Here is a 23,955-nt window from a genome sequence, read left to right as displayed (position 1 = left end):
TCCGCGGGACGCGGCGGGTCCCTGGGGGCCTGCCGCTCTCTGGGTCAGCCGCAACGCAGCTGGCTGACCCGTCCCTCGTCATCGAGGTGGATGTTCAGCCGCGCCGGGCGGTGATCCATGGTCGCCACGCTGCCGGGGCGCAGAACCCGCACCGGGGCGTCACGCTCGGGCAGCAACTTATCGGACCATTGCTGGCCCACGAGGTCTTCGTAGAGATCCGCGCCACAGGGCGTTTCGGGCGCGCGGGACATGGCTGCCAGCGCCATGAGCAGCGCAGCGGGCAGGATAAGGCGTTTCATCAGCTTTCCTTTTTCGGACCATAGCGGGCCAGGAAGGTCTCGACCGCCTCGCGGGCGACCAGCTCGGCTTCGGCCTCGGGGACGTGGTCGATAATGCCGAACAGCAGCTTGGGCATCAGCCCGGCCTTGCAGAGTTCGGCGAATTGCGCCGCCGCCATCTCGGGGTTGGCGATGTCCAGATCGCCGCGCTCGGCGGCGCCGCAGAGATAGGAGGTCAGCATCCGCTGCGCCAGCTGCGGCCCGTTGGCGTAGAATTCCTTCGCCAGCTCGGGGAAGCGCCCTGCCTCGGCGGCGGCGACGCGGAACATCGAGATCATCATCGGAGAGCCGAGGTTGCCGACGATCTTGCGCGCCGCGCCCATGAGCAGGGCCTCGACGGGAAGATCCGGCACCACCACCCCCTGCGAGGCTTCGGCCTGGCGGGAACATTCGCTGCGGGCGATCTCGAAGAACAGCAGGCGCTTGTCGGGGAAGTAGCTGTAGAGCGTGGCCTTCGACACCCCCGCCTCGCGGGCGATCTCGTCGACGTTGGCATTGTCGAACCCGTCCTTCAGGAAGACGCGCCGCGCCCCTTCGAGAACCTGGTCATATTTGCGCCCGCGCCGTGTCGGCGCTGTCTGGGTGTCCATGTGGCCTCCGCCAAGATACGGACGGATAATGCAGCCTGGACGGCGGCGCGGCAAGGGGGGGCCATTGACGCCCCCGTGCGACCTGCGATGATCGCCGCCGCACTACGGAGGAGGCCCCCATGTACAGCACAGGCAAGATCGCCTACGAGCCGCTGCCCCTGCCCGCACGGGAGGAAAAGAGCGACGCCCAGATGCTGGAGGCCGCCCAGGCCTTCCACGCGCTGATGAAGACCCGGCACACGATCCGCGATTTCAGCGACCGCCCCGTCGATGCGGAGGTCATCCGCGAATGCATCGCGGCCGCCGGTCTCGCCCCCTCGGGTGCCAACCACCAGCCCTGGCATTTCTCGGCCATCGCCGCGCCTGCGCTGAAGGCGCAGATCCGCGCCGCCGCCGAGGCCGAGGAAGAGAAATTCTACGCCGGCGGTGCCGGGGACGAGTGGCTGCAGGCGCTGGAGCCCATCGGGACCGGCGTCGACAAGCCCCACCTGGAAGAGGCCCCCTGGCTGATCGTCATCTTCGCGCAGCGCTACGGGCTGACCGAGGATGGCGTGCGCTACAAGAATTACTACGTCCCCGAGAGCGTCGGCATTGCCACGGGCTTCCTGATCACCGCGCTGCACAACGCGGGCCTCAGCTGCCTGACCCATACCCCCAATCCGATGCGCTTTCTCAACGAGCTCTGCGACCGCCCCGAGCATGAAAAGCCGGTGATGATCCTGGCCGTGGGCCATCCCTCGCCCACGGCGACGATCCCGGCGGTGGCAAAGATCAAGAAGCCGCTGGACGATATCCTGACGATGCTGACATGACCGCCATCTACATCGACGCCGATGCCTGCCCGGTGAAGACCGAAGCCGAGACCGTGGCCACCCGTCACAAGGTGACGGTCTGGATGGTCTCGAACGGCGGGTTGCGGCCCTCGCAGAACCCCTATGTGCGGCACCAGATCGTCGACGCGGGGCCGGACGAGGCCGACAAGTGGATCGCGGAACGCGCCGGGCCGGCGGACGTTGTGGTGACGGGTGACATTCCGCTGGCGGCCAAATGCGTCGCCGCGGGGGCCACCTGCCTGCGCCACAACGGCGAGAGGTTCACCGAGGCGAACATCGGCCAGCAGCTTGCCATGCGCGATCTGATGGCGGACCTGCGCGCCGCCAATCCTCTGGGCGCCGGCGGCGGGGGCAAGGGCTTTACAAAGGCCGACCGCTCTCGTTTTCTGAGCGCTCTGGAAACCGCACTGCGCAGCGCTGCGAAAAAGGGAAACTGATCTTTCAATGACGCAAGCCCCCATCAAGGCAGTGGTCTTCGACATCGGCAACGTGCTGGTCGAATGGCATCCCGAAGCGCATTACGACCGGAAATTCGGCGAAGAGCGGCGGCGCGAGATCTTCGCCAATGTCGATCTGCACGCGATGAACGACCGCGTCGATCGCGGCGGCGACCTGGAGGAGCTGGCCGCCCGGCTGGCCGAGGATCACCCCGAGTACCGCGAAGAGATCCTGACCTGGCACGCCGACTGGCTGACCATGTGCGCCCCGCCGATCCCCCACAGCTGGCGTCTGCTGCGCGCGCTCCGGGCCAAGGGCATCCCGGTTTTCTCGCTGACCAATTTCGGCAAGGGCACCTACCGGACCGCCGCCGCCGAATATGAGGTGCTGAACGAATTCGACCAGGATTACATCTCTGGTCACATGGAGGTCATCAAGCCCGATCCCCGCATCTACGAGATGCTGGAAGAGGGCTCTGGCCTGTCGGGGGCCTCGCTCATCTTCACCGATGACCGGGCCGACAATATCGCCGCCGCCGCCGCGCGTGGCTGGCGCACCCATCTCTTCGAGGGCCCCGAAGGCTGGGCCGCGCGCCTTGTCGCCGAAGGGTTGCTGACCGAAGAAGAGGCCGCATGAGCATTCCCCAGATCTCCTTCGACGAGGGCGAAAAGATCCTCGACTGGCTGAAGCTGACCGATGCGCTGGCCGCAGCGCATGAGCTGCCCAGGGCCGAGATCGGGGATACCTTCCTCTACCGGCGCGACGACACGCTGCTGACCCGCTCGGCCTGGATCGACGGGCTGGGCGTGGCGGTGAAGGCGGCGACGATCTTTCCCGGCAACAAGGCGCAGGGCCTGCCCGCGGTGAACGGCGCGGTGAACCTGATGTCGGACAGCACGGGCCAGCTCGAGGCCATCGTGGATTTCCACCTGGTCACCAAGTGGAAGACCGCCGGGGACAGCCTGCTGGCCGCGCGCCGCCTGGCCCGCCCCGACAGCCGCGTCATCCTGATCGTCGGCGCGGGCACCGTCGCCGCCTCGCTGCGCGAGGCCTATGGCGCGGCCTTCCCCAATGCCGAGTTCCTGGTCTGGAACCGCACGCCGGCCGGGGCCGAGGCCCTGGCCGCCCGCTATCCGGGCATCGAGGTCGTGGCGGATCTGGCCGAGGCCGTGGGTCGCGCCGATATCGTCACCTGTGCCACCATGTCGACCGAGCCGGTGCTGAAGGGCGAATGGCTGCGCGCCGGCCAGCACGTGGACCTCATCGGCGCCTATCGCCCCGACATGCGCGAGGCCGACGACACGGCGCTCGAGCGTGCCCGTATCTTCGTCGACAGCTTCGACACCACCGTGGGCCATATCGGCGAGATCCAGATCCCGCTCGACAGCGGCGCGATCACCCGAGACGATCTGGTGGCGGATTACTACGGGCTGAAGGACTTCATCCGCGCGCCCGAGGACATCACGCTCTTCAAGAACGGCGGCGGGGCGCACCTGGACCTGATGGTCTCGCGCTACATCTTCGACGCCTGGCGCGCGGCGCAGTGAGCGCGGCGCCGCTGCTCTGGCTGCTCTGCGCGGGCGGAGCGGCGGCCTGGGGGCCCTTCCTGCGCGAGGACATGCGGCCCAAGGTCAGTGAGCGGCGGGCGCAGACACCCGGCGAGATCGCCGAGCTGCCGCAGGGCCGCACCCATTTCCGCTGGTACGGAGAGCCGGGCAACCCGGTGCTGGTCTGCGTCCACGGGCTGACCACCCCCGGCTATGTCTGGTCCCGCGCGGCCCCTCTGCTGGCGGACATGGGCTATCACGTGCTGACCTACGACCTGTTGGGGCGGGGCTGGTCCGACCGGCCCATGGGGGCCCAGGACGCGCAGTTCTTCACCACCCAGTTTTCGGATCTGCTGGAGGCGCTGGATATCGAGGGGCCGGTGACGCTCTTCGGCTATTCCATGGGCGCGGCCATCGCCAGCGCCTTTGCCGCCGAACGGCCCGAGCGGATCGAGAAGCTGGTGCTGGTGGCGCCTGCGGGCATGGGCGGCTACCCCACCGGGCTGATCCGCTGGATGCGCGACGCGGGCGTGAGCGGCAAGTGGCTTTTCAACCTGCTGTACCCCTGGCTGCATGGGCGCACGGCCCGTGGCGGCATCGCCGAAGGCGTGCCCGAGGCCAAGGCCCGGATGCAGGCGCAGGAGCCCATGTGGCGCGGCTTCACCCCCGCCGTGCTGGCCGCCCTGCGCGGCATCCTGCGCGATCCGCAGGAGCTGGAGCATCGCAAGATCGCCAAGGCCGGGCTGCCGCTGCTGTCGATCTGGGCCGAAGAGGACCAGGCCATCCCGCTGGATGGCATGGGGGTGCTGTCGCGCTGGAACCGGGCCTCGGTCAGCAAGCAGGTGCCGGGGGCGGGCCACTGGCTGCCGCTCTCGCATCCCGAAGAGCTGGTACGGGCCTACCGCAGCTGGCTCTGGGAAGACGGAGAGATCTAGGCCGCCAGCGGGCGCTCGCTGCGATCCTCGCGTACCGGCAGGTGAATCAGGGCCGAGAAGGCGCCGACACCGACGCCAATCCACCAGACCAGCGTGTAATCGCCGTGGATGTCGTACATCTTGCCGCCCAGCCAGACCCCCATGAAGCCGCCGATCTGGTGGCTGAGGAAGACGATGCCATAGAGCGTGCCCATGTAGCGCATGCCGTAGATATGCGCGATCAGACCGCTCGTCAGCGGCACCGTTGCCAGCCAGAGCCCACCCATCAGGGCGGAGAACAACAGCACGGAACCGGGCGTGATCGGCATCAGGATGAAGACCCCCGCCACGATGGTGCGCAGGGTGTAGATGCCTGCCAGCAGGTACTTCTTGGGCAGCGTCTTGCCCAGGTAGCCCGCCAGCAGCGTGCCGCCGATGTTGAACACCCCGATCAGCGAGATGGCGATGGCGCCGAGCGCCGAGGTGGTCTCGATCCCGATGTTGGCCAGGATGCTGCCCGAGGCAATGGGGCCGCAGAGCTCGGTCACGAAGGCGGGGAAGTGGGCGGTGATGAAGGCCAGCTGGTAGCCGCAGGAGAAGAAGCCGAGGAATATCATCGCGAAGGTCGGGTCCTTGCCGGCGCGCAGCAGGATCTGGCCCAGGCTCTCTTCCAGCTCTGCCTTGGAGGCAGGCGGCGTCTGGGTGCGCATCATCGGCAGCAGCAGAAGCACCGCCAGGATCGCGGCGGCGAAGACCAGGAAGACGTTCTGCCAGGGCATCATGCCCAGCAGGAATTCCGCCACCGGCGCGCCGACGACCTGGCCCGCGCTGCCCGCCGCCGTGGCGATGGCCAGCGACATGGATCGGTTCTCGGCCGAAGAGGCGCGGCCCACCACCGCGAGGATGACGCCGAAACCGGTGCCGGCGATGCCGAAGCCCACCAGGATCTCGAGGCCCCAATGCGCCTCGGGCGTCACCGCGAAGGAGGACAGCACGAGGCCTACGGAGTAGATCAGCGCGCCCAGGATGATTGCCAGCCGGTCGCCCAGCTTTTCAGCGAAGGCACCGAAGAGCGGCTGGCCGATGCCCCAGGCCAGGTTCTGGATGGCGATGGCCAGGCTGAAGTCGGCGCGCATCCAGTTGAACTCTTCCGCGATCGGGATCTGGAAGACGCCGAAACTGGCGCGGATGGCGAAATTGACGAGGATGATCAGACAGCCCGCGATCAGCACGGGGGTGAAAAGGCGAGCTGAGGCTTGCATTGGGGGTCCTCCGAAGGTTGCGGGCAGATTAGGCAGGAATGCTGCCACGTCAATTCAGCCTTTGTGAAAGCCGCCATTCCGCATTGTGCGCTTTCCCGGCGGGCGGTGGCGTATTATCACCGCCGCATGAAGCGCCTTTCCGACCTCTACCACGCCCGTGTCGCCAGCGGAGAGATCCGCCCCGATCCCGCGCAGGAGCATGTCCTGCCCGAGTTCGACCGTATCGCCGAAGGGCTGAAGGCCCCGGTGAAGCGCGGCTTCTTCGGGCGCAGGAAAGCCCCCGAGGCGCCGAAGGGCCTCTACCTGTGGGGCGGTGTCGGGCGCGGCAAGTCGATGCTGATGGATCTCTTCGTCGAGGGGCTGGACGTGCCGGTGCGCCGGGTCCACTTCCACGCCTTCATGCAGGAGATCCACGAGGGCATGCATGCCGCCCGCAAGGCCGGCGTCGAGGACAGCCTGAAGCCGGTGGTCGACAAGATCACCGCCGAGCTGCGCGTGCTGGCCTTCGACGAGATGCAGATCACCGACATCACCGATGCAATGATCGTCGGTCGCCTCTTCGAGGCGCTCTTTGCCGCCGGCGTGGTGGTGGTGACCACCTCGAACCGGGTGCCGGATGATCTCTACAAGAACGGGCTGAACCGTCAGCTCTTCCTGCCCTTCATCGCGCTGATCAAGGAGCAGCTGGTGGTGCATGAGCTGGCCAGTCCGCATGACTACCGCCAGCACCGGCTCTCGGGCGCGCAGGTCTATTTCCACCCCGCCAACAAGGCGGCGCGGGAACAGCTGGATGCCTATTGGCACGACCTGACCGGAGAGCAGGGCGCGGGGGAGCCATTGGTGCTGAAGATCAAGGGCCGCGAGGTGGTGCTGCCGGCCTATCGCTCGGGCGTGGGCCGGGCGCGGTTCCATGACCTCTGCGGGGCCATGCTGGGGCCGGGCGACTACCTGGCGATTGCCGAGGCGGTCGAGGTGCTGATCCTCGAGGACATCCCCTGCCTCGGGCGCAGCAATTTCAACGAGGCCAAGCGTTTCGTGACGCTGGTCGATGCGCTCTACGAGGCGAAGGTGCGGCTGATCTGTTCCGCCGCCGATGAGCCCGAAAGCCTCTACCTGGAGGGCGAGGGTGTGTTCGAGTTCGAGCGTACCGCCAGCCGTCTGCGCGAGATGCAGGACAAGGATTGGGGCGCCGAGGAGGCGTAGCGTCGGAAGGTGGGTTGGCGGGGTGAACCCCGTCCTTCGAGCCGCCCCCGAAATGCAATGGGTCGAAACTGCAAAGGTCCGAAAATGCAGAAGGGGGCCGTTCTAGCGACCCCCATGGTTCTGCCCGATAGATCCCAAGCCTGCGACATGGTGCGAAACGCGGTGATAGGCTGCTGTGCGGCCCGTACCATGCGGATGAATGCCTGATCTAAAAGGACTTTATGCGAATCATCTCGAATCGGTCAATGGCAAACGAATCAGGTTTCCGGCACTTTTGACTGGCCGGTCAACTGGCGATTCGGAAAGGTGATTCGGATCAACCCTTTACGAGTCGCTCTTCATGTGCGGAAAAAACGCCCAACCAGCGCTCAACCCTGCGCTGAAAGGGCCTCGTCGTCCCGTCGCAGCACGTGACCGGCGAAATAGAGCGATCCGCAGAAGAGGATACGCGCCGCGGGCTCCTTTGCCACAATGGCGGCCAGGGCCTCTTCGACGCTGCTGCCCTCATGGGTCTCATGGCCGCTTTCGTACGCCTTTGCGGCGAGTTCGGCGGCCGTGACGGCGGCGGGCTCATCGGGGATGGTCAGCGTGGTCAGGCTGGCGGCATGGGGGGCGAGGGGGCGCAGGTAGCCGCCCGCGTCCTTGGTGTTGATCATGCCGCAGATCAGATGCGTGGGCCGCTCGGGCAGGCTGCCGAGGAACTCGGCCAGCGCCTCGCCCGCAGAGGGGTTGTGACCGCCATCCAGCCAGAGTTCTGCCTCGGGCGCCAGACGGGCCAGGCGGCCCTCGGTCAGGCGCTGCAGGCGGGCGGGCCATTCGGCATCGGTCATCGCCGCCTCGCAGGCGGTGTCGTCGAAGCCGAGCGCGCGCAGGGCGGCCAGCGCCGCACCGGCGTTCTGGATCTGGTGCGGGCCGCGCAGGGCGGGCAGGGGCAGATCCAGCAGGCCGTTCTCGTCCTGGAAGACGAGGCGTCCGCGCTCTTCGCTGACATGCCAGTGCTGGCCATAGACCAGCAGCGGGGCGCCAAGGCGGTTGGCGGTTTCTTCGATCACTTCCAGCGCCTCTTCGGGCTGGGGGCCGACGACGCAGGGCACGCCGCGCTTGATGATCCCGGCCTTCGACCAGGCGATCTTGGCCAGCGTATCGCCAAGGAAGCCTTCGTGGTCCTTGGAGATCGGGGTGATGATGGTCATCGCGGGCTGATCGACCACATTGGTGGAATCGTAGATCCCGCCCAGGCCGGTTTCCAGCAGCACGTAGTCCGCGGGCTGGCGGGCATAGGCCAGGAAGGCGGCGGCATTGGTGATCTCGAAGAAGGTGATCGGCTCGCCGGCGTTGGTGTCCAGCACCTCTTGCAGCAGCGAGGTCAGCGCCTCTTCCGAGATCAGCTTGCCGGACAGGCGAATGCGCTCGTGGAAGCTGACCAGGTGCGGCGAGGTATAGGCATGGATGCTTTGCCCCGCGCCCTCGATACCCGCGCGCAGCATGGCCAGGGTCGAGCCCTTGCCATTGGTGCCCGCCAGGTGGATCACCGGCGGCAGGCTGGCCTCGGGATGGCCCAGCTGGCCCAGCAGGGTGCGGATACGGTCAAGCGAAAGGTCGATGACCTTGGGATGCAGCTGCATCATGCGCGCCAGAAGCGCGTCGGAACCGGTCTGGGTCACTTTTTCTCAGGGCTTTCCTGGGGCGCCTCACCGGGCGCGGCTTCGGAGGCGGTCTTTTCTGCTCCGGCCTCGGGGGTCTCGGGCAGCTCGTCGACCATGGAGGCCGGGGGCGGCAGATCGCCCATGACCGCCGGAGGCAGACCCAGCAGCATGCGGGTGATGGTGATCAGCTCTTCGCGCATCTTGGGGCGCGGGGTCACGCGGTCCAGCATGCCGTGGTCCAGCAGGTACTCGGCGCGCTGGAAGCCCTCGGGCAGCTGCTCGCGGATGGTCTGCTCGATGACGCGCGGACCGGCGAAGCAGATGAGCGCATTGGGCTCGGCGATCTGCACGTCGCCCAGCATCGCGTAGGAGGCCGTCACGCCACCGGTGGTGGGGTGGGTCAGCACGACGATATAGGGCAGGCCCGCTTCCTTCAGCATCTGCACCGCCACCGTGGTGCGGGGCATCTGCATCAGCGACAGGATGCCTTCCTGCATCCGCGCGCCACCGGCGGCGGAGAACAGGATCAGCGGGCATTTCTTCATCACCGCGCGCTCGGCGGCGGCGATGATCGCATTGCCCACGTACATCCCCATGGAACCGCCCATGAAGCTGAAGTCCTGCGCGGCGGCGACGATATGCGTGCGGCCGATCTCGCCTTCGGCAACCAGCATGGCTTCATGCTCGGCCGTCTTGCGGCGGGCCTCGCGCATGCGGTCGGGGTATTTCTTCTGGTCACGGAAGTGCAGCGGGTCGGCGACCGGCTCGGGCACTTCGACCTGGGTGAAGATGCCGCCGTCGAAGAGCGACTTGAAGCGGGCGCGCGGAGAGATCCCCATGTGATGCCCGCAGGAGGTGCAGACGTTCAGGTTCTCTTTCAGCTCCCGGTGGAACAGCATCGTCCCGCAGCTGTCGCATTTGGACCAGAGGTTCTCGGGCACTTCCCTGCGAGAGAAGATCGAGTTGATCCGCGGCCGGACGTAATTGCTGATCCAGTTCATCGTGGGCTCTTTTTGGCGTTTCCGTCGCGCCCTGAGATATGCGGGCTTGAGGCAGAATGCAATCAGCGCCTGACCGCAAGCCTTGCGGAAAGCCAGGCAAGGGCCAGGACGGCCAGCTCCATGAGCAGCTGGAGCGTGATGATCGGCCCGCCCGGATCGCCGCCGCCGGGGGCGTCCGGCATGTCGGGGATCTCGGGGAAGAGGAACAGCGCGAGGCCCGAGTCCATCCCGCGCACTTCGCCGAAGAATATGAAAGCAAAGGCATTATTGGCCAGGTGCAGCCCGATGGCCGTGACCAGCCGGCCCGAGCGCGCCACCAGGTCAGAGCAGGCCAGGCCGAAGCAGAAGGCCCAGATGACATATTGCCAGTTCTCGGCCCAGGTGGCGGTTTCGGACCAGTGGACGCTGGCGAAGACGATATTGGGCAGCACCATCCAGATGGCGGGATTGTCGAAGCGCGCGGCGATCTGGCTTTGCAGGTAGCCCCGGTAGAGCAGCTCTTCCGAACCGGTCTGCACCAGCAGCGCCAGCAGCCCGAAGGGCAGGGTAAGGGTCCAGGCCACGAGGCTGCGACGCTCTTCGACCGCGGCGAAATCGCCCCAGGGCGGCAGGAACTGGATGACGATGTAGAACAGCATCGCCCCGCCGAAGGCCCGGCGCAGCCACCAGCGGTTGCCGCCCTTGGGACCGAAGAGATCGCCTGCCTGGCGATCATGCAGCTTCTCGACCACGAAGAGCGTCGCCGCTCCGAGGAAGCCGTAGGAGGTCAGTTGCAGGATCAGCCCCAGGGGCGTGTCGCCGCGATAGATCTGGTCCGACAGCCGGGGCGAGAGCATCATCATCGCCTCGTCGAACCCGTAGATCGCCAGGGCGAAGGCGGCCTCGCAGATCGCCAGGCCCAGCACCAGCCGCCAGAGCTGGGCGCTGGCGCGGGCCGGGGCGATGAGCGCCTCGTAGGGCTCGTAGCCCTGCGGCGGCGGGGGCAGTTGCAGGCTTCTCATCTTCCGAGCGCCACCCGTCCGGCCAGCCAGAGCACTCCGGTCGAGGCCAGCTCGATGGGGATCATCTGCAACAGCGCCGGGTCATCGGAGGACAGCGGCAGGTGGAAAAGCGCCAGCCCGCCCAGTTCGTCGGGGAAGGACAGCAGGGTCAGGGCGATGGCATTGTTGAGGAAATGCAGCGCCAGTGCCGGGCCAAGCGTGCCGGCCCGCGCGGTCAGATCGCCCGCGGCGAGACCGAAGAGCGTGGCGTAGAGGACGAACCAGGGGGCGTTGTCTCCGGCAGAGAGGTCGAAGTGCAGGACGCCGAAGAGCAGCGCCGGCAGACCGATCCACAGGCCCCGGTGGCGGAAACGCGCCTGCAACCGGCTTTGCAGGTAGCCGCGGAAGAGGAATTCCTCGGCGGCGATCTGGATGGCGACCCCCAGGAGGGCCAGCGGCAGAAGCGACAGCCAGCGCCCGGTCTCGAGGTTGCGCGAGGGGGTGAAGGCCTCGGGCAGGGGCACCAGGGCCACCACCGCGATCACCGGCAGCACGTAGAGCGCCACCCGCAGCGCCTGCCGCAGAAGGAGGCCCGGCGCCCCCGCGACCGTGCCCGGTCCGCGCCCGTGCAGCAGCCACATCACCAGCGCCAGGGCCAGCAGCGCGGTGGCGAAGGAATAGAGCATCAGCAGGCTAAGCGCCTGCGGTCCGGGCAGCAGCCGGGCCAGCGGTGGCGTGGCGGCCACGAACCACAGCCCGATCAGCACCGAGTAGAGCACCGCGAAGAGGCAAAGCCCCGCGCCGGTACGCCAGAGGGCCGGTGGATCGTCTTGCCAGCGCGGCGCGGAGGTGGGGTCGTCGGGGCTCATGCGCCGCAAGCTAGCGCCGCGTCATCCTGCCCGCAATCGCCCATCGTTGCCGCAGGGGCGGGTGAGGAGTGATCGCCCACCCGATTGCCCGCCCGATTGCCTCGCCGTGTGTCGGCGCGCGCGTTCGGCCGCCCGGGACGGCGGCATTGCCCCGCGGCCACGGGCCGTGCAATCGCCGCCGTGCAATCGCCCTTGTGCGGCGCCCATGCGTCATTTATCCCCATGCCAGCCAAAAGATCTCGGGGGAGCCGCTTCCATGACGAAGTTCGACAAGTCCAAACTGCCCAGCCGTCACGTGACCGAAGGTCCGGCGCGGGCACCGCATCGGTCCTATCTCTATGCCATGGGCCTCTCGGAGGACGAGATTCACCGCCCCCTGATCGGTGTCGCCACCTGCTGGAACGAGGCCGCGCCCTGTAACATCGCGCTCAACCGCCAGGCCCAGGCCGTGAAGCTGGGCGTGAAGGCCGCAGAGGGCACGCCGCGCGAATTCACCACCATCACCGTCACCGACGGCATCGCCATGGGCCACGAGGGCATGCGCTCTTCGCTGGCTTCGCGCGAAGCCATCGCCGACACCGTCGAGCTGACCATGCGTGGCCACTGCTACGACGCCGTGGTGGGCCTGGCGGGCTGCGACAAGTCGCTGCCGGGCATGATGATGGCCATGGTGCGTCTGAACGTGCCTTCCGTCTTCATCTACGGTGGCTCGATCCTGCCGGGCAAGGCGCCCCAGGTCGACGAGATCCCCGAGGATTTCCGCACCCGTGACCTGACCGTCCAGGACATGTTCGAGGCCGTCGGCCGTCACCAGAACGAGCAGATGTCCTCTGCCGCGCTGGACATGCTCGAGCGCGTCGCCTGCCCCTCGTCCGGGGCCTGCGGTGGCCAGTTCACCGCCAACACCATGGCCTGCGTCTCCGAGGCCATCGGCCTGGCGCTGATGAACTCTTCCGGCATGCCCGCGCCCTACGAGAGCCGCGACCAGTATGGTGAGGCCTCTGGCCGAGCCGTGATGCACCTGATCGAGAAGAACATCCGCGCCCGTGACATCGTCACCAAGGAAAGCCTGATCAACGCGGCCCGCGTCGTGGCCTGCACCGGCGGTTCGACCAATGCCGGTCTGCACCTGCCGGCCATCGCGCATGAGGCCGGGATCGACTTCGACCTGACCGACGTCTGCGACATCTTCCGCGAGACCCCCTACTTCGTCGACCTGAAGCCCGGCGGCACCTATGTTGCCAAGGATCTCTTCGACGCCGGCGGCGTGCCCGTGGTGATGAAGGAGCTGCGCAAGGCCGGCCTGATCTACGAGGACTGCATGACCGCCTCGGGCCGCTCCCTTGGCGAAGAGCTGGACCTGATCACCCGCGAGGCCGACGGCCGCGTCATCTTCCCCATCGACAAGCCGATCACCAAGACCGGTGGCGTCGTGGGCCTGAAGGGCAACATCGCCCCCGAAGGCGCCATCGTGAAGGTGGCGGGCATGGCCGAGGACCAGCAGGTCTTCACCGGCCCGGCCCGCGTCTTTGAATGCGAGGAAGACGCCTTCGCCGCCGTGCAGAAGCGCGAGTACAAGGAAGGCGAAGTCATCGTCATCCGCAACGAGGGCCCCTCGGGCGGCCCCGGCATGCGCGAGATGCTGGCCACCACCGCGGCCCTCTCGGGCCAGGGCATGGGCAAGAAGGTGGCGCTGATCACCGACGGCCGTTTCTCGGGCGCGACCCGCGGCTTCTGCGTCGGTCACGTCGGCCCCGAAGCGGCCCATTGCGGCCCGATCGCCCTGCTGAAGGATGGCGACATGATCACCATCGACGCCATCAAGGGCGCCATCGACGTGGATCTGTCCGAAGCCGAGCTGGAAGCCCGCAAGGCCGAGTGGAAAGGCCCGCGCGACACCATCTATGCCTCTGGCGCGCTGTGGAAATACGCTCAGCAGGTGGGCAGCACCTACCTGGGCGCGGTGACCCACCCCGGCGGCAAGGCCGAGAAGCATGTCTATGCCGATCTCTGATCAGAACCGGGCCGGGCGCGAGAGCGCGCCGGCCCGTTTCCTGCCCGAAGCCATGGCCGGCCGCGAGAGCGCGCCGGCTCGTTTCGTGACCCGTCTGCGTGCGTTGCGTCCGGCGGCGCGGCCGCTTGCGGCGCTTGCGGCCTGTCTCGCTCTTTCCGGCTGCCTCGATACGCCCGGTGCGCCGGGCGGCGGGGCCTTCCGAAAGGTCGAGAACGGCGGCGGCCTTGGCATCTTCTCGTCGCTGCGCCGCCCCATGGGGCCGGTGCTGGTCACCGCCCAGGCGGCAAGTGGCAACGTGGTGATCCGCGGCCCCGAGGACTATTGCATCGAAGGCCGCAGCCTGAAGAGCGACAGCAAGCGCACCTTCGCGCTGCTGGCCCGCTGCGACATCCTCTCGGGCGGCGAGATGGGCAGCCCGGTGGCGCTGGCCCTGCTTACCGCCACCGTGACCCCCTTCGACGGAGAGCTCCCCGACGCCCAGGCGCTGGCCCGCGACATGGCGGCGCTCGAGGTGCTGGAATATCTCGACCGCGGCGAGGTGCGGCTTCTGCACCTGGGCCAGGGCGGCGATGCGCTGGTGCGCGGGGCCGACCCCCGGCAGTGGCGCGCGGTCTTCACCCTGAACGGCCAGGCGGTGACGCTGGCGGCCTATGGCCCCCAGGACAGCTCGGTCGCCGGGCTTGGCGGCCGGTCGCTGCTGCTGGCCATGGCGCGGGCGATCCGCGCCGCCAGCCCCGACGGGCCCGCCAACCAGGAGCTCACCGCCGCCGCGCCGGCGCTCGAGGATCAGACGCCGGGGCTGGGCTCGACCCTGAATGCCCCCTCCATGGCCGAAGGTGAAGATCCGGCGGCGGAATGAGCCGCCCGCATCTTGTTTCGCGCCGGGCATCAGATAGGCTTTCGCGGCATAGGCAGGCTTGAAGACAGGACCCATGGCAGGATTGCGCAAGACATTCCTTGGCAGGCTGGTGAACCGCAGCGAGTTGTCGCGCTGGCGCAGCCGCGCCCGGCGCGTGGCCGAAGCGCCCCTGTCCGAGCTGCGCGGCCAGCGCACCCAGGCGCGCGAACTGCGTGCCCAGCTCGACCAGCTGATCCATGTCGCCGACAGCCGCCTTGGCCTGCCCGCCATCGGCTCGACCGCCTTCCCGGTGCCCCATGGCACCGACTGGTCCTGGCGTCCCCAGGCCTGGCGCGGCCCGCTGGCGCGGCCGGGGCTGACCGCCGTGGCCTCGGGCGAGCAGCTGGGTGAAGAGCTGACCCTGTTCCATGATTGCAAGACCTCTGAGCTGACCCTGCGCCAGCTGCGCAACCTGCGCGCAAGCGACCTGGCCCCCTATGCGCTGCGCATGGATGTCTTCGGCTTCGACGGCTCCTTCCTGTCGCTGGTGGTGAACCTGCCCGAGGCCGGGCTGAAGGGGCTGACCCGGAACCACCTGATCCGTCTCGATCCCATGGTGCAGGTGGAAAAGCCGCTCGAGATCTTCGCCCGCCTCAACATCAAGCACGGCCCCAACACCGAGCAGCTGGTGCGCGAGCTGCCTCTGCACGAGAGCGAGCACATGGTCGAGTTCGACCTGGCCTATTCCAACATCAACGAGAAGCGCATCGAGCGGGCCTGGGTCGACCTGATCTTCGAGAGCCCGCAGATGAACGAGGTCACCCTGCGCGACCTCACCTTCTCTCGCCGCCCGCGGGCCGCCCTGTGACCGGAGCACGCCGATGACCAGCCAGACCACCCTGACCAAGACGCGCCTGCTGGACGGCAAGTGGGAGGGCGTGCTGACCGTGCCCGAAACCGCGCCCGCGCCGCAGATCGAGGTGCTGGTCGATGACCACCGTATCGAGAATGTCGAGGTCCATGCCGCCGAGGGCACGGGCCGCTGGACCCTGCGGGTGCCGATTCCCCCCGAGGCGATCTCGGACGGGATGCAGGTCTTCGTGATCCGCGACCGCGCCGACGAGAATCGGGTGCTCAATTCCTTCTGCATCCTTGCCGGAGAGATGCTCTCGGACACCCTGCAGGCCGAGGTCACGCTGCTGCGCGCCGAGCTCGACATGCTGAAGCGCGCCTTCCGCCGTCATTGCGTGGAAAGTGGCGACGCCTGAGTGCATCTTTCTGCCTTGGGTTGCGCGATCAGGCGGGTGCTCAACCGGAAACTTGTTTCCTCGCAATAAACGATACGCGACAAAACCCCGATATTGTCGGCAGTCTGCCCCTTTTGTGCCTTGATCGACGCCAATAAACGTCGCTGTGCAGGAAGTGTGACGGAACGCGAAATATGGATCGTCTTACCGAAATGGAGGCTTTCGCCACGGTGGTGGACCAGGGTGGGTTCACCGATGCGGCGAAGAAGATGGGGATTTCCAAGTCCGCCGTCTCCAAACATGTGTCTTCTCTGGAGGCGCGCCTTGGTGCCCGCCTGCTCAATCGCACCACCCGCCGCGTCTCGCCGACCGAGATCGGCCTGGCCTACTACGACCGCGCCCGCCGCGTGCTGAACGACGCGGGCGAAGCCGATGCGCTGGTGACCTCGATGCAATCCGCGCCCTCCGGGCTGCTGCGGATCTCGGTCGCCACGGATTTCGGCGTCAATCACCTGTCCCCGGTGCTGGGAGAGTTCCTGCGCGAATTCCCCGAGATCACCGTCAACATGGTGCTGAACAACCGCTACGTCGAGCTGATCTCGGAAGGCTTCGACATGGCGATCCGCATCGGAGAGCTGGAAGACAGCTCGCTGCGCGCCCGCAAGCTGACCGAGACCGCCTTCCGCATGATCGCCAGCCCCGCCTATTTCGAGAAATACGGCCGCCCCTCCAAGATCGACGACCTGAACGAGCACAAGCTGCTGCACTACTCGTCGCAGGCCTCGGGCAATGTCTGGAAGCTGACCGCGCCCTCGGGCGAGAAGCGCCAGATCCGCACCGCCGGCTGGCTTTCGGTGAATGACGGGCAATCGCTGCTGAACGCCGCGATCTCGGGCCTTGGCATCGCCTACCTGCCGTCATTCCTCTACCACGAGGCCCTGCGCGACGGGCTGGTCGAGGACGCGATCCCCGATCTGCCGGTCGAGGTGCAGGGCATCTACGCCGTCTACCCGCCGGGCCGCTTCACCCAGCCCAAGGTCCGCGCCTTCATCGACTTCCTGGTCGATGCCTTCCAGGACAAGGGCCCGCTCAGCTGGTAGCTCCGGCCTCCAGTTTCCTCCCCCGTGTCTCAGTCACGGACCTCGTACCCCGGCCCCAGAGGTCGGGGTTTTCTTTTGTGCAGGCTTGGTCTTCAGGCCCCCGCAGGCAACAGCACCGCTTCCACCCGCCGGTTGGCGCGGCGGCCCTCTTCGGTGGTGTTGGGCGCGCGGGGGGCGAGGTAGCCGACGCCATGGGCCTCGATCCGCTCCGGCGCGGCGCCGAGGGTGATCAGGCGCTGCCGCACGGCCTCGGCGCGGCGTTGCGACAGGGCGCGGTTGGTCTCGAGGTCGCCTTCGCTGTCGGTATGGCCGACCAGCAGCAGGCGCAGGCTGGGGTCATTGGTCAGCAGGGCGGCAAGCGCGGTGAGCGAGGCCGGGGTTTCGGCCGCAAGCTCGGTGGCGCCGGTGGCGAAGCGCAGGTCTTCCAGCACCGCGCGCCCCTCGGTCAGCAGATGCGGCAGCAGGGCCTCGGGGTCACCGGGGGGGCTTTGGGGCAGGGGGTCTGCGGCGATTGCCGGGTCGGGTATGGGGCCAGGTTCGGTGCCGGGGGCGGGCAGGGGGCTGGGCCCGGCGGGGCCGGCATGGACCATCTGCACAAAGCCCGTGCCCGCGCCGCGGCTGATCAGCAGCAAGAGACGCTCGTCGCCGCGACGGGCCGAGAGGGCGCGGAAGTCGAAAAGATCGACGTTCATCGCCGGGGCCGGCAGGACCTCGACGGCGAAGCGGAAGTTGAAGCCGCCGCAGGCGCGGGTCTTGCAGTCGAGCAGGATCTCCCAGCCCTCGGCAAGCAGCGCCTCGCGCAGGGGGCTCAGCAGTTGCAGCGTGGTGTTGGCGCCGGTGACCTGCCAGGCGCGGCGGGTGATGCGCCCCTCTGCCCGCGCCATGGGCGGGGGCTGGCGGCCCTCGGCGGGACCCGTGGGGAAGTCGTAGCTGTCGGGGCTCTCGGTCTCGTCGAAGGCGGCGGTGGCGGCATAGGGCAGGGGGCCGAAGGGCTGGGCGGTGCCCGGTCCGGCCAGGCAGCCGGCGCCGAGCAGGGCCGCGCAGAGAAGGGACCGCCCCGCCCCCATGTCAGCGCGCCATGCCGTGGTATTCCGGGTTCGGACGCATATCCACCGCGCTGGCGATCCGGTTGGTCATGTTGAAGAAGCCTGCGACGTTGGCGATGTCCCAGATGTCGCGGTCGCTGAAACCGTGGTCGCGCAGCACCTGCCGGTCGGCTTCCTCGATGGTGGAGGAGGCCTCGGTCACCTGCACCGTGAAGGCCAGCATGGCGCGCTGGCGGGCGGGCAGATCGGCCACGCGCCAGTTCATCACCATCATCTCGCCCAGCTCGGGATCACCCATCTCGCGCACCGCCGCGCCATGGGCGGTCAGGCAGTAGAAGCAATGGTTGATGGCGCTGACCGTCACGGCGATCATCTCGCGTTCGAGCTTGGAAAGCCCGCTCTCGCCCAGCATCAGGTCGTTGTAGAGCGCGGTGAAGGCTTCCAGCTTGGGGATGTCGAAGGCATGGGCCTTCAGCACATTGGGCACCATTCCCAGCTTTTCCTGGCAGATGTCGAAATACTTCTGCGTCCGGTCCGGCAGCGGCTCCTGCATCGGCAGGTCGAGGGCTGTCACCTGGTCTGTCATGGTCTGGGTCTCCTCCCGTTCATGAGAGCAGACGGTAATGGTACTGCCCCACCTGTTCCATGCCGAGCGAGCGGTAAAGCGCATTTCCGCCAGTGTTTTGCCGGGTCACCACGACCGAGAATTCCTGCGCGCCCTGCGCCACCGCCCATTTCGCCGCGTCGATCATCATCGCCCGGCCCATGCCGCGGCCGCGCGCCTCGGGCAGCACCTCGAGCGCGTGCAGCATGGCGATCCCGCCCGAGAGCGCCACGAAGGCCGTGCCGCCCGGCGCATTGTCGAACCGCCCGATGAGAGAGGTCTTGGCCCCGCTCACCCGCTGCATCACCGCGATCCGCGAGGGGCCGATGCCGCCCGCCGCCCAGATCTCTCGCTGCATGGCCAGGGGTTCCCAGGCGGGGACGCTGACGCGCTCTTCGCCACGCTTGGGCAGGGCGGCCAGGGTGGCGGCGGGGATGACGTAGATCCAGACCGGGTCGACCACCTCGTAGCCGCGCGCCTGAAGGGCTGCGTCCAGGGCCTCGTCTCCGGGGCGGATCGAGAAGAGCGGCTGTTGCGCCATCGCCCGCATGGCGGCCTCGGCGGCGTCGATCTCTGCCTGCGTGATCCCGTCGCGCATGGCAGAGGCCGAAGAGACCCGCTTGCCGCCACCCCCGCCCCGGCGCAGCACGAAGGGGCTGGCCTCGATTGTCTCTGCCGGCGGCCAGGTGGCATCCACCACGGCCATCAGCTCTGGCGTGCGATCGGCGCTCATGCGGGGAAGAGGTCGGCCAGTTCGGCCATGGCCGCGTCGACCTCGGCACCCTCGGTGCCACGGATGACGATATTGGCCCCGTAGACCCCGTCGCGCTGGAACGGATAGGAGCCGATGGAGAGCTGCGGGTGGCGCTTGGCCAGGGCGGACAGCGGGCCGGCGATCTCGCCTTCTCCGCGCTCGATGCGCAGGGACTGGCTGAGCAGCGGCTTGCCCCCGGTCAGCTGCGGCAGCACCGTGGCGACCATGGCCTCGAAGACGCTGGGGACACCGGCCATGACATGGACGTTCTCGATGGTGAAGCCCGGCGCGATGGAGACCGGGTTGTCGATCAGCCGCGCGCCTTCGGGAATGCGCGCCATGCGCAGCCGGGCCTCGTTGATCTCGACGCCGCGGGCGTTCCAATGGGCCTCGAGCAGCGCGCGGGCATCATCGCGCACGTCGATGGGGCGGTCGAAGGCGCGGGCCACGCAATCGGCGGTGATATCGTCGTGGGTGGGCCCGATCCCGCCCGAGGTAAAGACATGGTCGCAGCGCTGCGAGAGCTCCTGCACGGCGCTCACGATGGCCGCTTCGTCGTCCGAGACAAAGCGCGCCTCGCAGAGGTCGATGCCCATCTTGGTCAGCGCCTGGGCCAGGTGGTGCATGTTCGCATCCCGCGTGCGGCCCGACAGGATCTCGTCGCCGATCACGATCATCGCGGCTTTCGGGTTGCCCATGTCACCTCTCCCTGTTCTGGTGGTTGCTCAAAGCTATAGGCCCGCCACATGCGCTTTCAAACCCCTCTTGTGCCCGCCACGCTGTTGCGCCGCTACAAGCGCTTCCTTGCCGATATCCGGCTGGAGGATGGCAGCGAACACGTGGCTCATTGCGCCAATCCCGGCTCGATGATGGGGCTGGCGGAGCCGGGGATGCGGATCTGGGTCGAGCCCAATGACGACCCGAAGAAGAAGCTGAAATTCGGCTGGCGCCTGGTCGAGCATCCGGGTGGGCATTTCACCGGCGTCGATACCTCGGTGCCGAACCGTGCGCTGCGCGAGGCGCTGATGGCGGGGCAGGTGCCGGGGCTTGAGGGCTATGCCCAGGTGCTGCCCGAGCAGAAATATGGCGAGAAGAGCCGCATCGACTTCCTGCTGAGGGACCCGGCCCGCCCGGATTGCTATGTCGAGGTGAAATCCATCACCCTCTCGCGCCAGCCGGGCCTGGCCGAGTTTCCCGACAGCGTGACCGCGCGCGGGCTGAAGCATCTGCGGGAGCTTGCGCAAGTGGTGTCCGAAGGCCGGCGCGCGGTGATGCTCTACCTCGTGCAACGCTCGGATGCCGAGGCCACGGCGCTGGCCGCCGACATCGACCCGGCCTATGCCGCAGGCTTCGCCGCCGCGCGCGCCGCCGGGGTCGAGTGCCTGGCCTTCGGCTGCAACATCACGCCCGAAGAGATCACCCTTGGCGCCGCGCTGCCCGCGCCGCCGGTGCCCGCGTAGCGTCAGGGCGTCGCAAGCTGCCCCTTGGCTGGCCTTTCCCGCCAAAAGCTATTATTTCTGCCCCTGACGCGCATCGTGCCCCGCGCCGCCCCTCCGGGCTGGATGCCAGTGGCCCGCGCGCCCTTTGGGCAGGTTTTCAGGGAACATGGCTTTGGAACAGGAACATAACGGCCGCATGACGCGGGAAGGCATCCGCATTCACGAGAGCGGCGACTTTGACGGCATGCGCCGCGCCGGTGCCGTGGCAGCGCAGATCCTCGATGACGTGATCCCGCTGATCGAGCCGGGCCGCACCACCGCAGAGATCGACAAGTTCATCGAGGAAAAGGTGACCGAATACGGCACCACCTCGGCGACCATCGGCTACAAGGGCTACCGCCACGCCTCCTGCATCTCGATCAACCACGTGGTCTGCCATGGCATTCCGGGCGAGAAGAAGCTGAAGGACGGCGACATCCTGAACATCGACGTGACGGTGATCCTGGATGGCTGGTTCGGCGACAGCTCGCGGATGTATGTCGCGGGCAAGCTGTCCCGCAAGTCCGAGCGGCTGATCCAGGTCACCCATGACGCGCTGATGATCGGCATCGAGACGGTGAAGCCGGGCAAGACCTTCGGAGACATCGGCCACGCCATCCAGGCCTATGTCGAGGGTCACCGCATGTCGGTGGTGCGCGACTTCTGCGGCCATGGCCTGGGCCGCGTGTTCCACGCGCCGCCGAACGTGCTGCACTACGGCCGTCCGGGCACCGGCGCCGTGCTGGAAGAGGGCATGTTCTTCACCATCGAGCCGATGGTGAACCTGGGCCGCCCCGAGACCAAGGTGCTGTCGGACGACTGGACCGCGGTGACCCGCGACAAGTCGCTCTCGGCCCAGTTCGAGCATTCGATCGGCGTGACGGCGGACGGCTGCGAGATCTTCACCCTCTCGCCCGGCGGGCTCTATCACCCGACCTATCGCGGCGAGTGAGATGGCGGACCCCGGTCGCCTCTCCGAACGGCTGATGCTGATGGATGAGGCCGCCTGGGCGCGCCATGCGAACCCCTGGTCGGGCTGGAGCCGCCTTGCCACGCTTCCGCTGCTGTCACTGGCGATCTGGTCGCGGGTCTGGATCGGCGCCTGGGCCTGGGCACCGGTGGTGCTGGTGCTGCTCTGGACCTGGCTGAACCCGCGCCTCTTCCCGGTGCCGCGCCGCACCGACAACTGGATGTCGCGCGGCGTGCTGGGCGAACGCCTCTGGCTGGCGCGTCGGAAGGCGCCCATCCCCGCCCATCACGCGCGCGTGGCGATGATCCTATCGGCGTTCTCGGGTCTCGGTGCCGTGGTGCTGGGCTTCGGCCTCTGGGTGCTGTCCCCCGGCTGGACCGCCGCCGGGCTGGTCCTGGCCATGGGCGCGAAACTGTGGTTCCTCGACCGCATGGTCTGGCTGCGGCAGGACATGGCAGGCGAGACCTGAAGGCCGGACCCTGGGTTTCACCCACCTTCCCGCTTACGCCTTCTCCAGGAAATTCATCCAGCTGTCGCCGAAGCGGCGACGGTCGAGCAGATCCCAGCCTACGGGCGGGGTGATCTCGGCGCTTTCTTCCCAGACGATCAGGGCGTCAACGGCGACCCAGCCCTGCGCCAGCGCGGCGGCGAGGGCGGGTTCGCCCAGCCCCTTGCCATAGGGCGGGTCGAGGAAGACCAGCGTGGCCGGGGGCTCGGTCGCCGGAGGCAGGCGGGTGGCATTGGTGCGCAGCACCCTGGTGCGCGCCTTCACGCCCAGCTCGCGGATGTTCTCGGACAGCAGGCGCCCGGCGGTGCGGCCATCGTCGACGAAGGTCGCCGTAGCGGCGCCGCGCGACAGCGCCTCGAGGCCGAGCGCGCCGGTGCCGGCGAAGAGGTCCAGCACCACCGCGCCCTGCAGCGGATCGCCGAAGCGGCCGCCAGCGAGGATCGAGAAAAGGCTCTCGCGCACCCGGTCGGTGGTGGGCCTCAGGTGGGCCCCGGCGTCACCCTTGCCGAGGGCGGCAAGGCGGCGGCCACGGAAGTCTCCGGCAATGATCCGCATCAGCCCTTCATCAGCTCCTTGAGGTCCACCGAGGGGTCCGCGATCCTTGCCGGGTCGGCGGTGCGCCCGGCGTCGATCAGGCGCTTGCCGACCATGTAGCCGCGCGGGTCGTTCATCGCGTCCACCGCCAGCAGCTGGTCTCCGGCAAAGTACCAATGCGAGCGCGCGCCCTTGTCGTCGCGGCGGGTGACCAGCCGGTCGTAGCCGGTGTTCAACCCGGCGATCTGAAGTTTCACGTCGTATTGGTCGGACCAGAACCAGGGCTTGGGGTCGTAGTCGCGTTCCAGCCCCAGCATGTTGTCGGCGGCGCATTCCGCCATGTCGATGGCGTTCTGCACGCTCTCAAGCCGCAGCCGTCCGCCCCGCCAGGGGAAGGAGGCGCAATCGCCCGCGGCCCAGATGGCCGCATCCGAGGTGCGGCACTGCGCATCGCAGGCGATGCCGTTCTCGATCCTGAGGCCCGCGTCCTCGGCCAGGCCCTCGTCCGGCAGGATGCCGGTGCCGACGACGACGAAATCCACGTCCAGGTGGGTGCCGTCGCTGAGGACCGCGCCGGTGACATCGCGGTCGCCCAGCAGGCGTTCCAGGCCGGTGCTTTCGAGGATCGTCACCCCGTTGGCCTGGTGCAGGGCGCGGAAGTAGTCCGAGGTCTCGGCGGCGGCGACCCGTTGCAGGATGCGCGGCGCCATCTCGATCAGTGTCACCTGGACACCCTTCGAGGCGGCCACGGCGGCGGCCTCGAGCCCGATGTAGCCGCCGCCAATGATCAGCGCGCGGGCGCCGGGACGGACGTGGGGTGCCATGATCTCGATGTCGGCGAGGTTGCGGACCCCGAAGACATTGCCCAGGTCTCCGCCGATGGCGGCGGGCAGGTGGCGGGGCAGGGCGCCTGTGGTCAGCGCCAGCTGGTCATAGTGCAGCACCTCGCCGCCCAGGACGATCTCGCGGGCGGCGGGCATGAGCGCCTCGACCGCATCGCCCATGCGCAGGGTGATGCCGTTCTCTGCGTACCAGGCGGCGGGCCGCAGGTAGAGCCGTTCCTCTGCCATTTCGCCCAGCAGGAATTTCTTCGACAGGGGCGGGCGCTGGTAGGGGGGCACCGGCTCGGCCCCGATCAGGGTGATCTCTCCGTCGAAGCCCTTGGTGCGCAGCCTTGCCACCAGCGAAGCGCCTGCCTGTCCGGCACCGATCACGGCAATATGAGGCATTTTGGGATCTCC

The 23,955-nt window shown here is 67.9% G+C and carries 27 protein-coding genes; 14 read left to right on the top strand and 13 right to left on the bottom strand.

Annotated elements, in window-relative coordinates; translation table 11 throughout:
* Positions 1 to 44 precede the first annotated feature (44 nt).
* Positions 45 to 299 (bottom strand): I78 family peptidase inhibitor, encoded by a 255-nt coding sequence (locus CRO50_RS00500; protein WP_097143920.1) that lies wholly within the window; start codon positions 297 to 299, stop codon positions 45 to 47.
* The gene (locus CRO50_RS00495) at positions 299 to 928 is read right to left on the bottom strand and encodes a TetR/AcrR family transcriptional regulator (protein WP_097143919.1); all 630 of its coding nucleotides are present in this window, start codon (positions 926 to 928) and stop codon (positions 299 to 301) included. The genes CRO50_RS00500 and CRO50_RS00495 overlap by 1 nt, the downstream gene beginning before the upstream one ends.
* Positions 929 to 1,047: 119 nt before the next feature.
* Here CRO50_RS00495 and CRO50_RS00490 point away from each other — a divergent pair, with 119 nt between their 5' ends.
* The 5 genes from CRO50_RS00490 to CRO50_RS00470 are packed head-to-tail and all read left to right on the top strand — an operon-like array spanning position 1,048 to position 4,681.
* The gene (locus CRO50_RS00490) at positions 1,048 to 1,740 is read left to right on the top strand and encodes a nitroreductase family protein (protein WP_097143918.1); all 693 of its coding nucleotides are present in this window, start codon (positions 1,048 to 1,050) and stop codon (positions 1,738 to 1,740) included.
* Positions 1,737 to 2,198 (top strand): YaiI/YqxD family protein, encoded by a 462-nt coding sequence (locus CRO50_RS00485; protein ID WP_097143917.1) that lies wholly within the window; start codon positions 1,737 to 1,739, stop codon positions 2,196 to 2,198. Before CRO50_RS00490 ends, CRO50_RS00485 begins: the two co-directional genes overlap by 4 nt.
* Before the next feature lie 7 nt (positions 2,199 to 2,205).
* Complete coding sequence (locus CRO50_RS00480; protein ID WP_097143916.1) at positions 2,206 to 2,835, top strand: HAD-IA family hydrolase; 630 nt, start codon at positions 2,206 to 2,208, stop codon at positions 2,833 to 2,835.
* Positions 2,832 to 3,746 carry an ornithine cyclodeaminase family protein gene (locus CRO50_RS00475; protein ID WP_097143915.1) on the top strand — a complete coding sequence of 305 codons (915 nt, stop codon included), beginning with the start codon at positions 2,832 to 2,834 and terminating at the stop codon, positions 3,744 to 3,746. Before CRO50_RS00480 ends, CRO50_RS00475 begins: the two co-directional genes overlap by 4 nt.
* Positions 3,743 to 4,681 (top strand): alpha/beta fold hydrolase, encoded by a 939-nt coding sequence (locus CRO50_RS00470; RefSeq protein WP_097143914.1) that lies wholly within the window; start codon positions 3,743 to 3,745, stop codon positions 4,679 to 4,681. Before CRO50_RS00475 ends, CRO50_RS00470 begins: the two co-directional genes overlap by 4 nt.
* Here CRO50_RS00470 and CRO50_RS00465 read toward each other — a convergent pair.
* A complete protein-coding gene (locus tag CRO50_RS00465) occupies positions 4,678 to 5,922 on the bottom strand; it encodes an MFS transporter (RefSeq protein WP_097143913.1) in 1,245 nt (414 codons plus the stop codon). The two genes, CRO50_RS00470 and CRO50_RS00465, sit on opposite strands and share 4 nt — an antisense overlap.
* A 126-nt stretch (positions 5,923 to 6,048) precedes the next feature.
* Between CRO50_RS00465 and zapE the strand changes: the two genes are divergently transcribed.
* Entirely contained in the window at positions 6,049 to 7,125 is a 1,077-nt protein-coding gene (gene zapE, locus CRO50_RS00460) for a cell division protein ZapE (RefSeq protein WP_097143912.1), read from the top strand.
* A gap of 368 nt (positions 7,126 to 7,493) precedes the next feature.
* Here the strand turns inward: zapE and CRO50_RS00455 are convergent, their stop codons facing one another.
* The 4 genes from CRO50_RS00455 to CRO50_RS00440 form a co-directional block, all read right to left on the bottom strand.
* Positions 7,494 to 8,789 carry a bifunctional folylpolyglutamate synthase/dihydrofolate synthase gene (locus CRO50_RS00455; protein WP_097143911.1) on the bottom strand — a complete coding sequence of 432 codons (1,296 nt, stop codon included), beginning with the start codon at positions 8,787 to 8,789 and terminating at the stop codon, positions 7,494 to 7,496.
* Positions 8,786 to 9,772 carry an acetyl-CoA carboxylase, carboxyltransferase subunit beta gene (gene accD, locus CRO50_RS00450; RefSeq protein WP_097143910.1) on the bottom strand — a complete coding sequence of 329 codons (987 nt, stop codon included), beginning with the start codon at positions 9,770 to 9,772 and terminating at the stop codon, positions 8,786 to 8,788. Before accD ends, CRO50_RS00455 begins: the two co-directional genes overlap by 4 nt.
* A gap of 62 nt (positions 9,773 to 9,834) precedes the next feature.
* A complete protein-coding gene (locus tag CRO50_RS00445) occupies positions 9,835 to 10,773 on the bottom strand; it encodes a CPBP family intramembrane glutamic endopeptidase (RefSeq protein ID WP_097143909.1) in 939 nt (312 codons plus the stop codon).
* Positions 10,770 to 11,621, bottom strand: a complete 852-nt coding sequence (locus tag CRO50_RS00440) for a CPBP family intramembrane glutamic endopeptidase (RefSeq protein ID WP_097143908.1) — start codon at positions 11,619 to 11,621, stop codon at positions 10,770 to 10,772. Before CRO50_RS00440 ends, CRO50_RS00445 begins: the two co-directional genes overlap by 4 nt.
* 256 nt (positions 11,622 to 11,877) lie before the next feature.
* Here CRO50_RS00440 and ilvD point away from each other — a divergent pair, with 256 nt between their 5' ends.
* The 5 genes from ilvD (at position 11,878) to CRO50_RS00415 (ending at position 16,820) form a co-directional block, all read left to right on the top strand.
* Complete coding sequence (gene ilvD, locus CRO50_RS00435) at positions 11,878 to 13,635, top strand: dihydroxy-acid dehydratase (protein WP_097143907.1); 1,758 nt, start codon at positions 11,878 to 11,880, stop codon at positions 13,633 to 13,635.
* Entirely contained in the window at positions 13,622 to 14,494 is an 873-nt protein-coding gene (locus tag CRO50_RS00430) for a hypothetical protein (protein WP_097143906.1), read from the top strand. Before ilvD ends, CRO50_RS00430 begins: the two co-directional genes overlap by 14 nt.
* A gap of 73 nt (positions 14,495 to 14,567) precedes the next feature.
* Positions 14,568 to 15,341, top strand: coding sequence for a DUF6478 family protein (locus tag CRO50_RS00425; protein WP_097143905.1), 774 nt, complete (start codon positions 14,568 to 14,570; stop codon positions 15,339 to 15,341).
* A 13-nt stretch (positions 15,342 to 15,354) separates the two neighbouring features.
* A complete protein-coding gene (locus CRO50_RS00420) occupies positions 15,355 to 15,741 on the top strand; it encodes a hypothetical protein (protein ID WP_097143904.1) in 387 nt (128 codons plus the stop codon).
* A 173-nt stretch (positions 15,742 to 15,914) separates the two neighbouring features.
* Positions 15,915 to 16,820 carry a LysR family transcriptional regulator gene (locus tag CRO50_RS00415; protein WP_097143903.1) on the top strand — a complete coding sequence of 302 codons (906 nt, stop codon included), beginning with the start codon at positions 15,915 to 15,917 and terminating at the stop codon, positions 16,818 to 16,820.
* A 92-nt stretch (positions 16,821 to 16,912) separates the two neighbouring features.
* Here CRO50_RS00415 and CRO50_RS20440 read toward each other — a convergent pair whose 3' ends face one another.
* The 4 genes from CRO50_RS20440 to CRO50_RS00395 are packed head-to-tail and all read right to left on the bottom strand — an operon-like array spanning position 16,913 to position 19,922.
* Positions 16,913 to 17,887, bottom strand: coding sequence for an OmpA family protein (locus tag CRO50_RS20440; RefSeq protein ID WP_097143902.1), 975 nt, complete (start codon positions 17,885 to 17,887; stop codon positions 16,913 to 16,915).
* 1 nt (position 17,888) lies between these two features.
* Entirely contained in the window at positions 17,889 to 18,452 is a 564-nt protein-coding gene (locus tag CRO50_RS00405; RefSeq protein WP_097143901.1) for a peroxidase-related enzyme, read from the bottom strand.
* Positions 18,453 to 18,471: 19 nt separating this feature from the next.
* Entirely contained in the window at positions 18,472 to 19,203 is a 732-nt protein-coding gene (locus tag CRO50_RS00400) for a GNAT family N-acetyltransferase (protein ID WP_097143900.1), read from the bottom strand.
* A complete protein-coding gene (locus tag CRO50_RS00395) occupies positions 19,200 to 19,922 on the bottom strand; it encodes a competence/damage-inducible protein A (RefSeq protein WP_097143899.1) in 723 nt (240 codons plus the stop codon). Before CRO50_RS00395 ends, CRO50_RS00400 begins: the two co-directional genes overlap by 4 nt.
* 48 nt (positions 19,923 to 19,970) lie before the next feature.
* Between CRO50_RS00395 and sfsA the strand changes: the two genes are divergently transcribed.
* The 3 genes from sfsA (at position 19,971) to CRO50_RS00380 (ending at position 22,141) form a co-directional block, all read left to right on the top strand.
* Positions 19,971 to 20,684, top strand: coding sequence for a DNA/RNA nuclease SfsA (sfsA, locus tag CRO50_RS00390; RefSeq protein WP_097143898.1), 714 nt, complete (start codon positions 19,971 to 19,973; stop codon positions 20,682 to 20,684).
* Positions 20,685 to 20,859: 175 nt separating this feature from the next.
* Complete coding sequence (map, locus tag CRO50_RS00385; RefSeq protein ID WP_097143897.1) at positions 20,860 to 21,654, top strand: type I methionyl aminopeptidase; 795 nt, start codon at positions 20,860 to 20,862, stop codon at positions 21,652 to 21,654.
* Position 21,655: 1 nt separating this feature from the next.
* Positions 21,656 to 22,141 carry a DUF6653 family protein gene (locus CRO50_RS00380; protein WP_097143896.1) on the top strand — a complete coding sequence of 162 codons (486 nt, stop codon included), beginning with the start codon at positions 21,656 to 21,658 and terminating at the stop codon, positions 22,139 to 22,141.
* Between the two features lie 33 nt (positions 22,142 to 22,174).
* Here CRO50_RS00380 and rsmD read toward each other — a convergent pair whose 3' ends face one another.
* The gene (gene rsmD / locus CRO50_RS00375) at positions 22,175 to 22,735 is read right to left on the bottom strand and encodes a 16S rRNA (guanine(966)-N(2))-methyltransferase RsmD (protein ID WP_097143895.1); all 561 of its coding nucleotides are present in this window, start codon (positions 22,733 to 22,735) and stop codon (positions 22,175 to 22,177) included.
* Complete coding sequence (locus CRO50_RS00370) at positions 22,735 to 23,943, bottom strand: NAD(P)/FAD-dependent oxidoreductase (RefSeq protein ID WP_097143894.1); 1,209 nt, start codon at positions 23,941 to 23,943, stop codon at positions 22,735 to 22,737. The genes rsmD and CRO50_RS00370 overlap by 1 nt, the downstream gene beginning before the upstream one ends.
* Positions 23,944 to 23,955 lie beyond the last annotated feature (12 nt).

It is taken from the genome of Pseudooceanicola antarcticus (genome assembly GCF_900215355.1).
Lineage (GTDB): Bacteria > Pseudomonadota > Alphaproteobacteria > Rhodobacterales > Rhodobacteraceae > Pseudooceanicola > Pseudooceanicola antarcticus.
This window is presented reverse-complemented; position numbering and strand designations above follow the sequence as displayed.

Bases quoted from the DNA above. Each gene is read 5' to 3' on its own strand.
- CRO50_RS00445 (WP_097143909.1), bottom strand. From the start codon at position 10,773: ATGAGAAGCCTGCAACTGCCCCCGCCGCCGCAGGGCTACGAGCCCTAC.
- CRO50_RS00440 (WP_097143908.1), bottom strand. From the start codon at position 11,621: ATGAGCCCCGACGACCCCACCTCCGCGCCGCGCTGGCAAGACGATCCA.
- CRO50_RS20440 (WP_097143902.1), bottom strand. From the start codon at position 17,887: ATGGGGGCGGGGCGGTCCCTTCTCTGCGCGGCCCTGCTCGGCGCCGGC.
- CRO50_RS00395 (WP_097143899.1), bottom strand. From the start codon at position 19,922: ATGGGCAACCCGAAAGCCGCGATGATCGTGATCGGCGACGAGATCCTG.
- CRO50_RS00475 (WP_097143915.1), top strand. From the start codon at position 2,832: ATGAGCATTCCCCAGATCTCCTTCGACGAGGGCGAAAAGATCCTCGAC.
- map (WP_097143897.1), top strand. From the start codon at position 20,860: ATGACGCGGGAAGGCATCCGCATTCACGAGAGCGGCGACTTTGACGGC.
- zapE (WP_097143912.1), top strand. From the start codon at position 6,049: ATGAAGCGCCTTTCCGACCTCTACCACGCCCGTGTCGCCAGCGGAGAG.
- sfsA (WP_097143898.1), top strand. From the start codon at position 19,971: ATGCGCTTTCAAACCCCTCTTGTGCCCGCCACGCTGTTGCGCCGCTAC.
- rsmD (WP_097143895.1), bottom strand. From the start codon at position 22,735: ATGCGGATCATTGCCGGAGACTTCCGTGGCCGCCGCCTTGCCGCCCTC.
- accD (WP_097143910.1), bottom strand. From the start codon at position 9,772: ATGAACTGGATCAGCAATTACGTCCGGCCGCGGATCAACTCGATCTTC.
- CRO50_RS00500 (WP_097143920.1), bottom strand. From the start codon at position 299: ATGAAACGCCTTATCCTGCCCGCTGCGCTGCTCATGGCGCTGGCAGCC.
- CRO50_RS00405 (WP_097143901.1), bottom strand. From the start codon at position 18,452: ATGACAGACCAGGTGACAGCCCTCGACCTGCCGATGCAGGAGCCGCTG.
- CRO50_RS00495 (WP_097143919.1), bottom strand. From the start codon at position 928: ATGGACACCCAGACAGCGCCGACACGGCGCGGGCGCAAATATGACCAG.
- CRO50_RS00415 (WP_097143903.1), top strand. From the start codon at position 15,915: ATGGATCGTCTTACCGAAATGGAGGCTTTCGCCACGGTGGTGGACCAG.
- CRO50_RS00370 (WP_097143894.1), bottom strand. From the start codon at position 23,943: ATGCCTCATATTGCCGTGATCGGTGCCGGACAGGCAGGCGCTTCGCTG.
- CRO50_RS00490 (WP_097143918.1), top strand. From the start codon at position 1,048: ATGTACAGCACAGGCAAGATCGCCTACGAGCCGCTGCCCCTGCCCGCA.
- CRO50_RS00420 (WP_097143904.1), top strand. From the start codon at position 15,355: ATGACCAGCCAGACCACCCTGACCAAGACGCGCCTGCTGGACGGCAAG.
- CRO50_RS00380 (WP_097143896.1), top strand. From the start codon at position 21,656: ATGGCGGACCCCGGTCGCCTCTCCGAACGGCTGATGCTGATGGATGAG.
- CRO50_RS00480 (WP_097143916.1), top strand. From the start codon at position 2,206: ATGACGCAAGCCCCCATCAAGGCAGTGGTCTTCGACATCGGCAACGTG.
- CRO50_RS00485 (WP_097143917.1), top strand. From the start codon at position 1,737: ATGACCGCCATCTACATCGACGCCGATGCCTGCCCGGTGAAGACCGAA.
- CRO50_RS00425 (WP_097143905.1), top strand. From the start codon at position 14,568: ATGGCAGGATTGCGCAAGACATTCCTTGGCAGGCTGGTGAACCGCAGC.
- CRO50_RS00465 (WP_097143913.1), bottom strand. From the start codon at position 5,922: ATGCAAGCCTCAGCTCGCCTTTTCACCCCCGTGCTGATCGCGGGCTGT.
- CRO50_RS00430 (WP_097143906.1), top strand. From the start codon at position 13,622: ATGCCGATCTCTGATCAGAACCGGGCCGGGCGCGAGAGCGCGCCGGCC.
- ilvD (WP_097143907.1), top strand. From the start codon at position 11,878: ATGACGAAGTTCGACAAGTCCAAACTGCCCAGCCGTCACGTGACCGAA.
- CRO50_RS00400 (WP_097143900.1), bottom strand. From the start codon at position 19,203: ATGAGCGCCGATCGCACGCCAGAGCTGATGGCCGTGGTGGATGCCACC.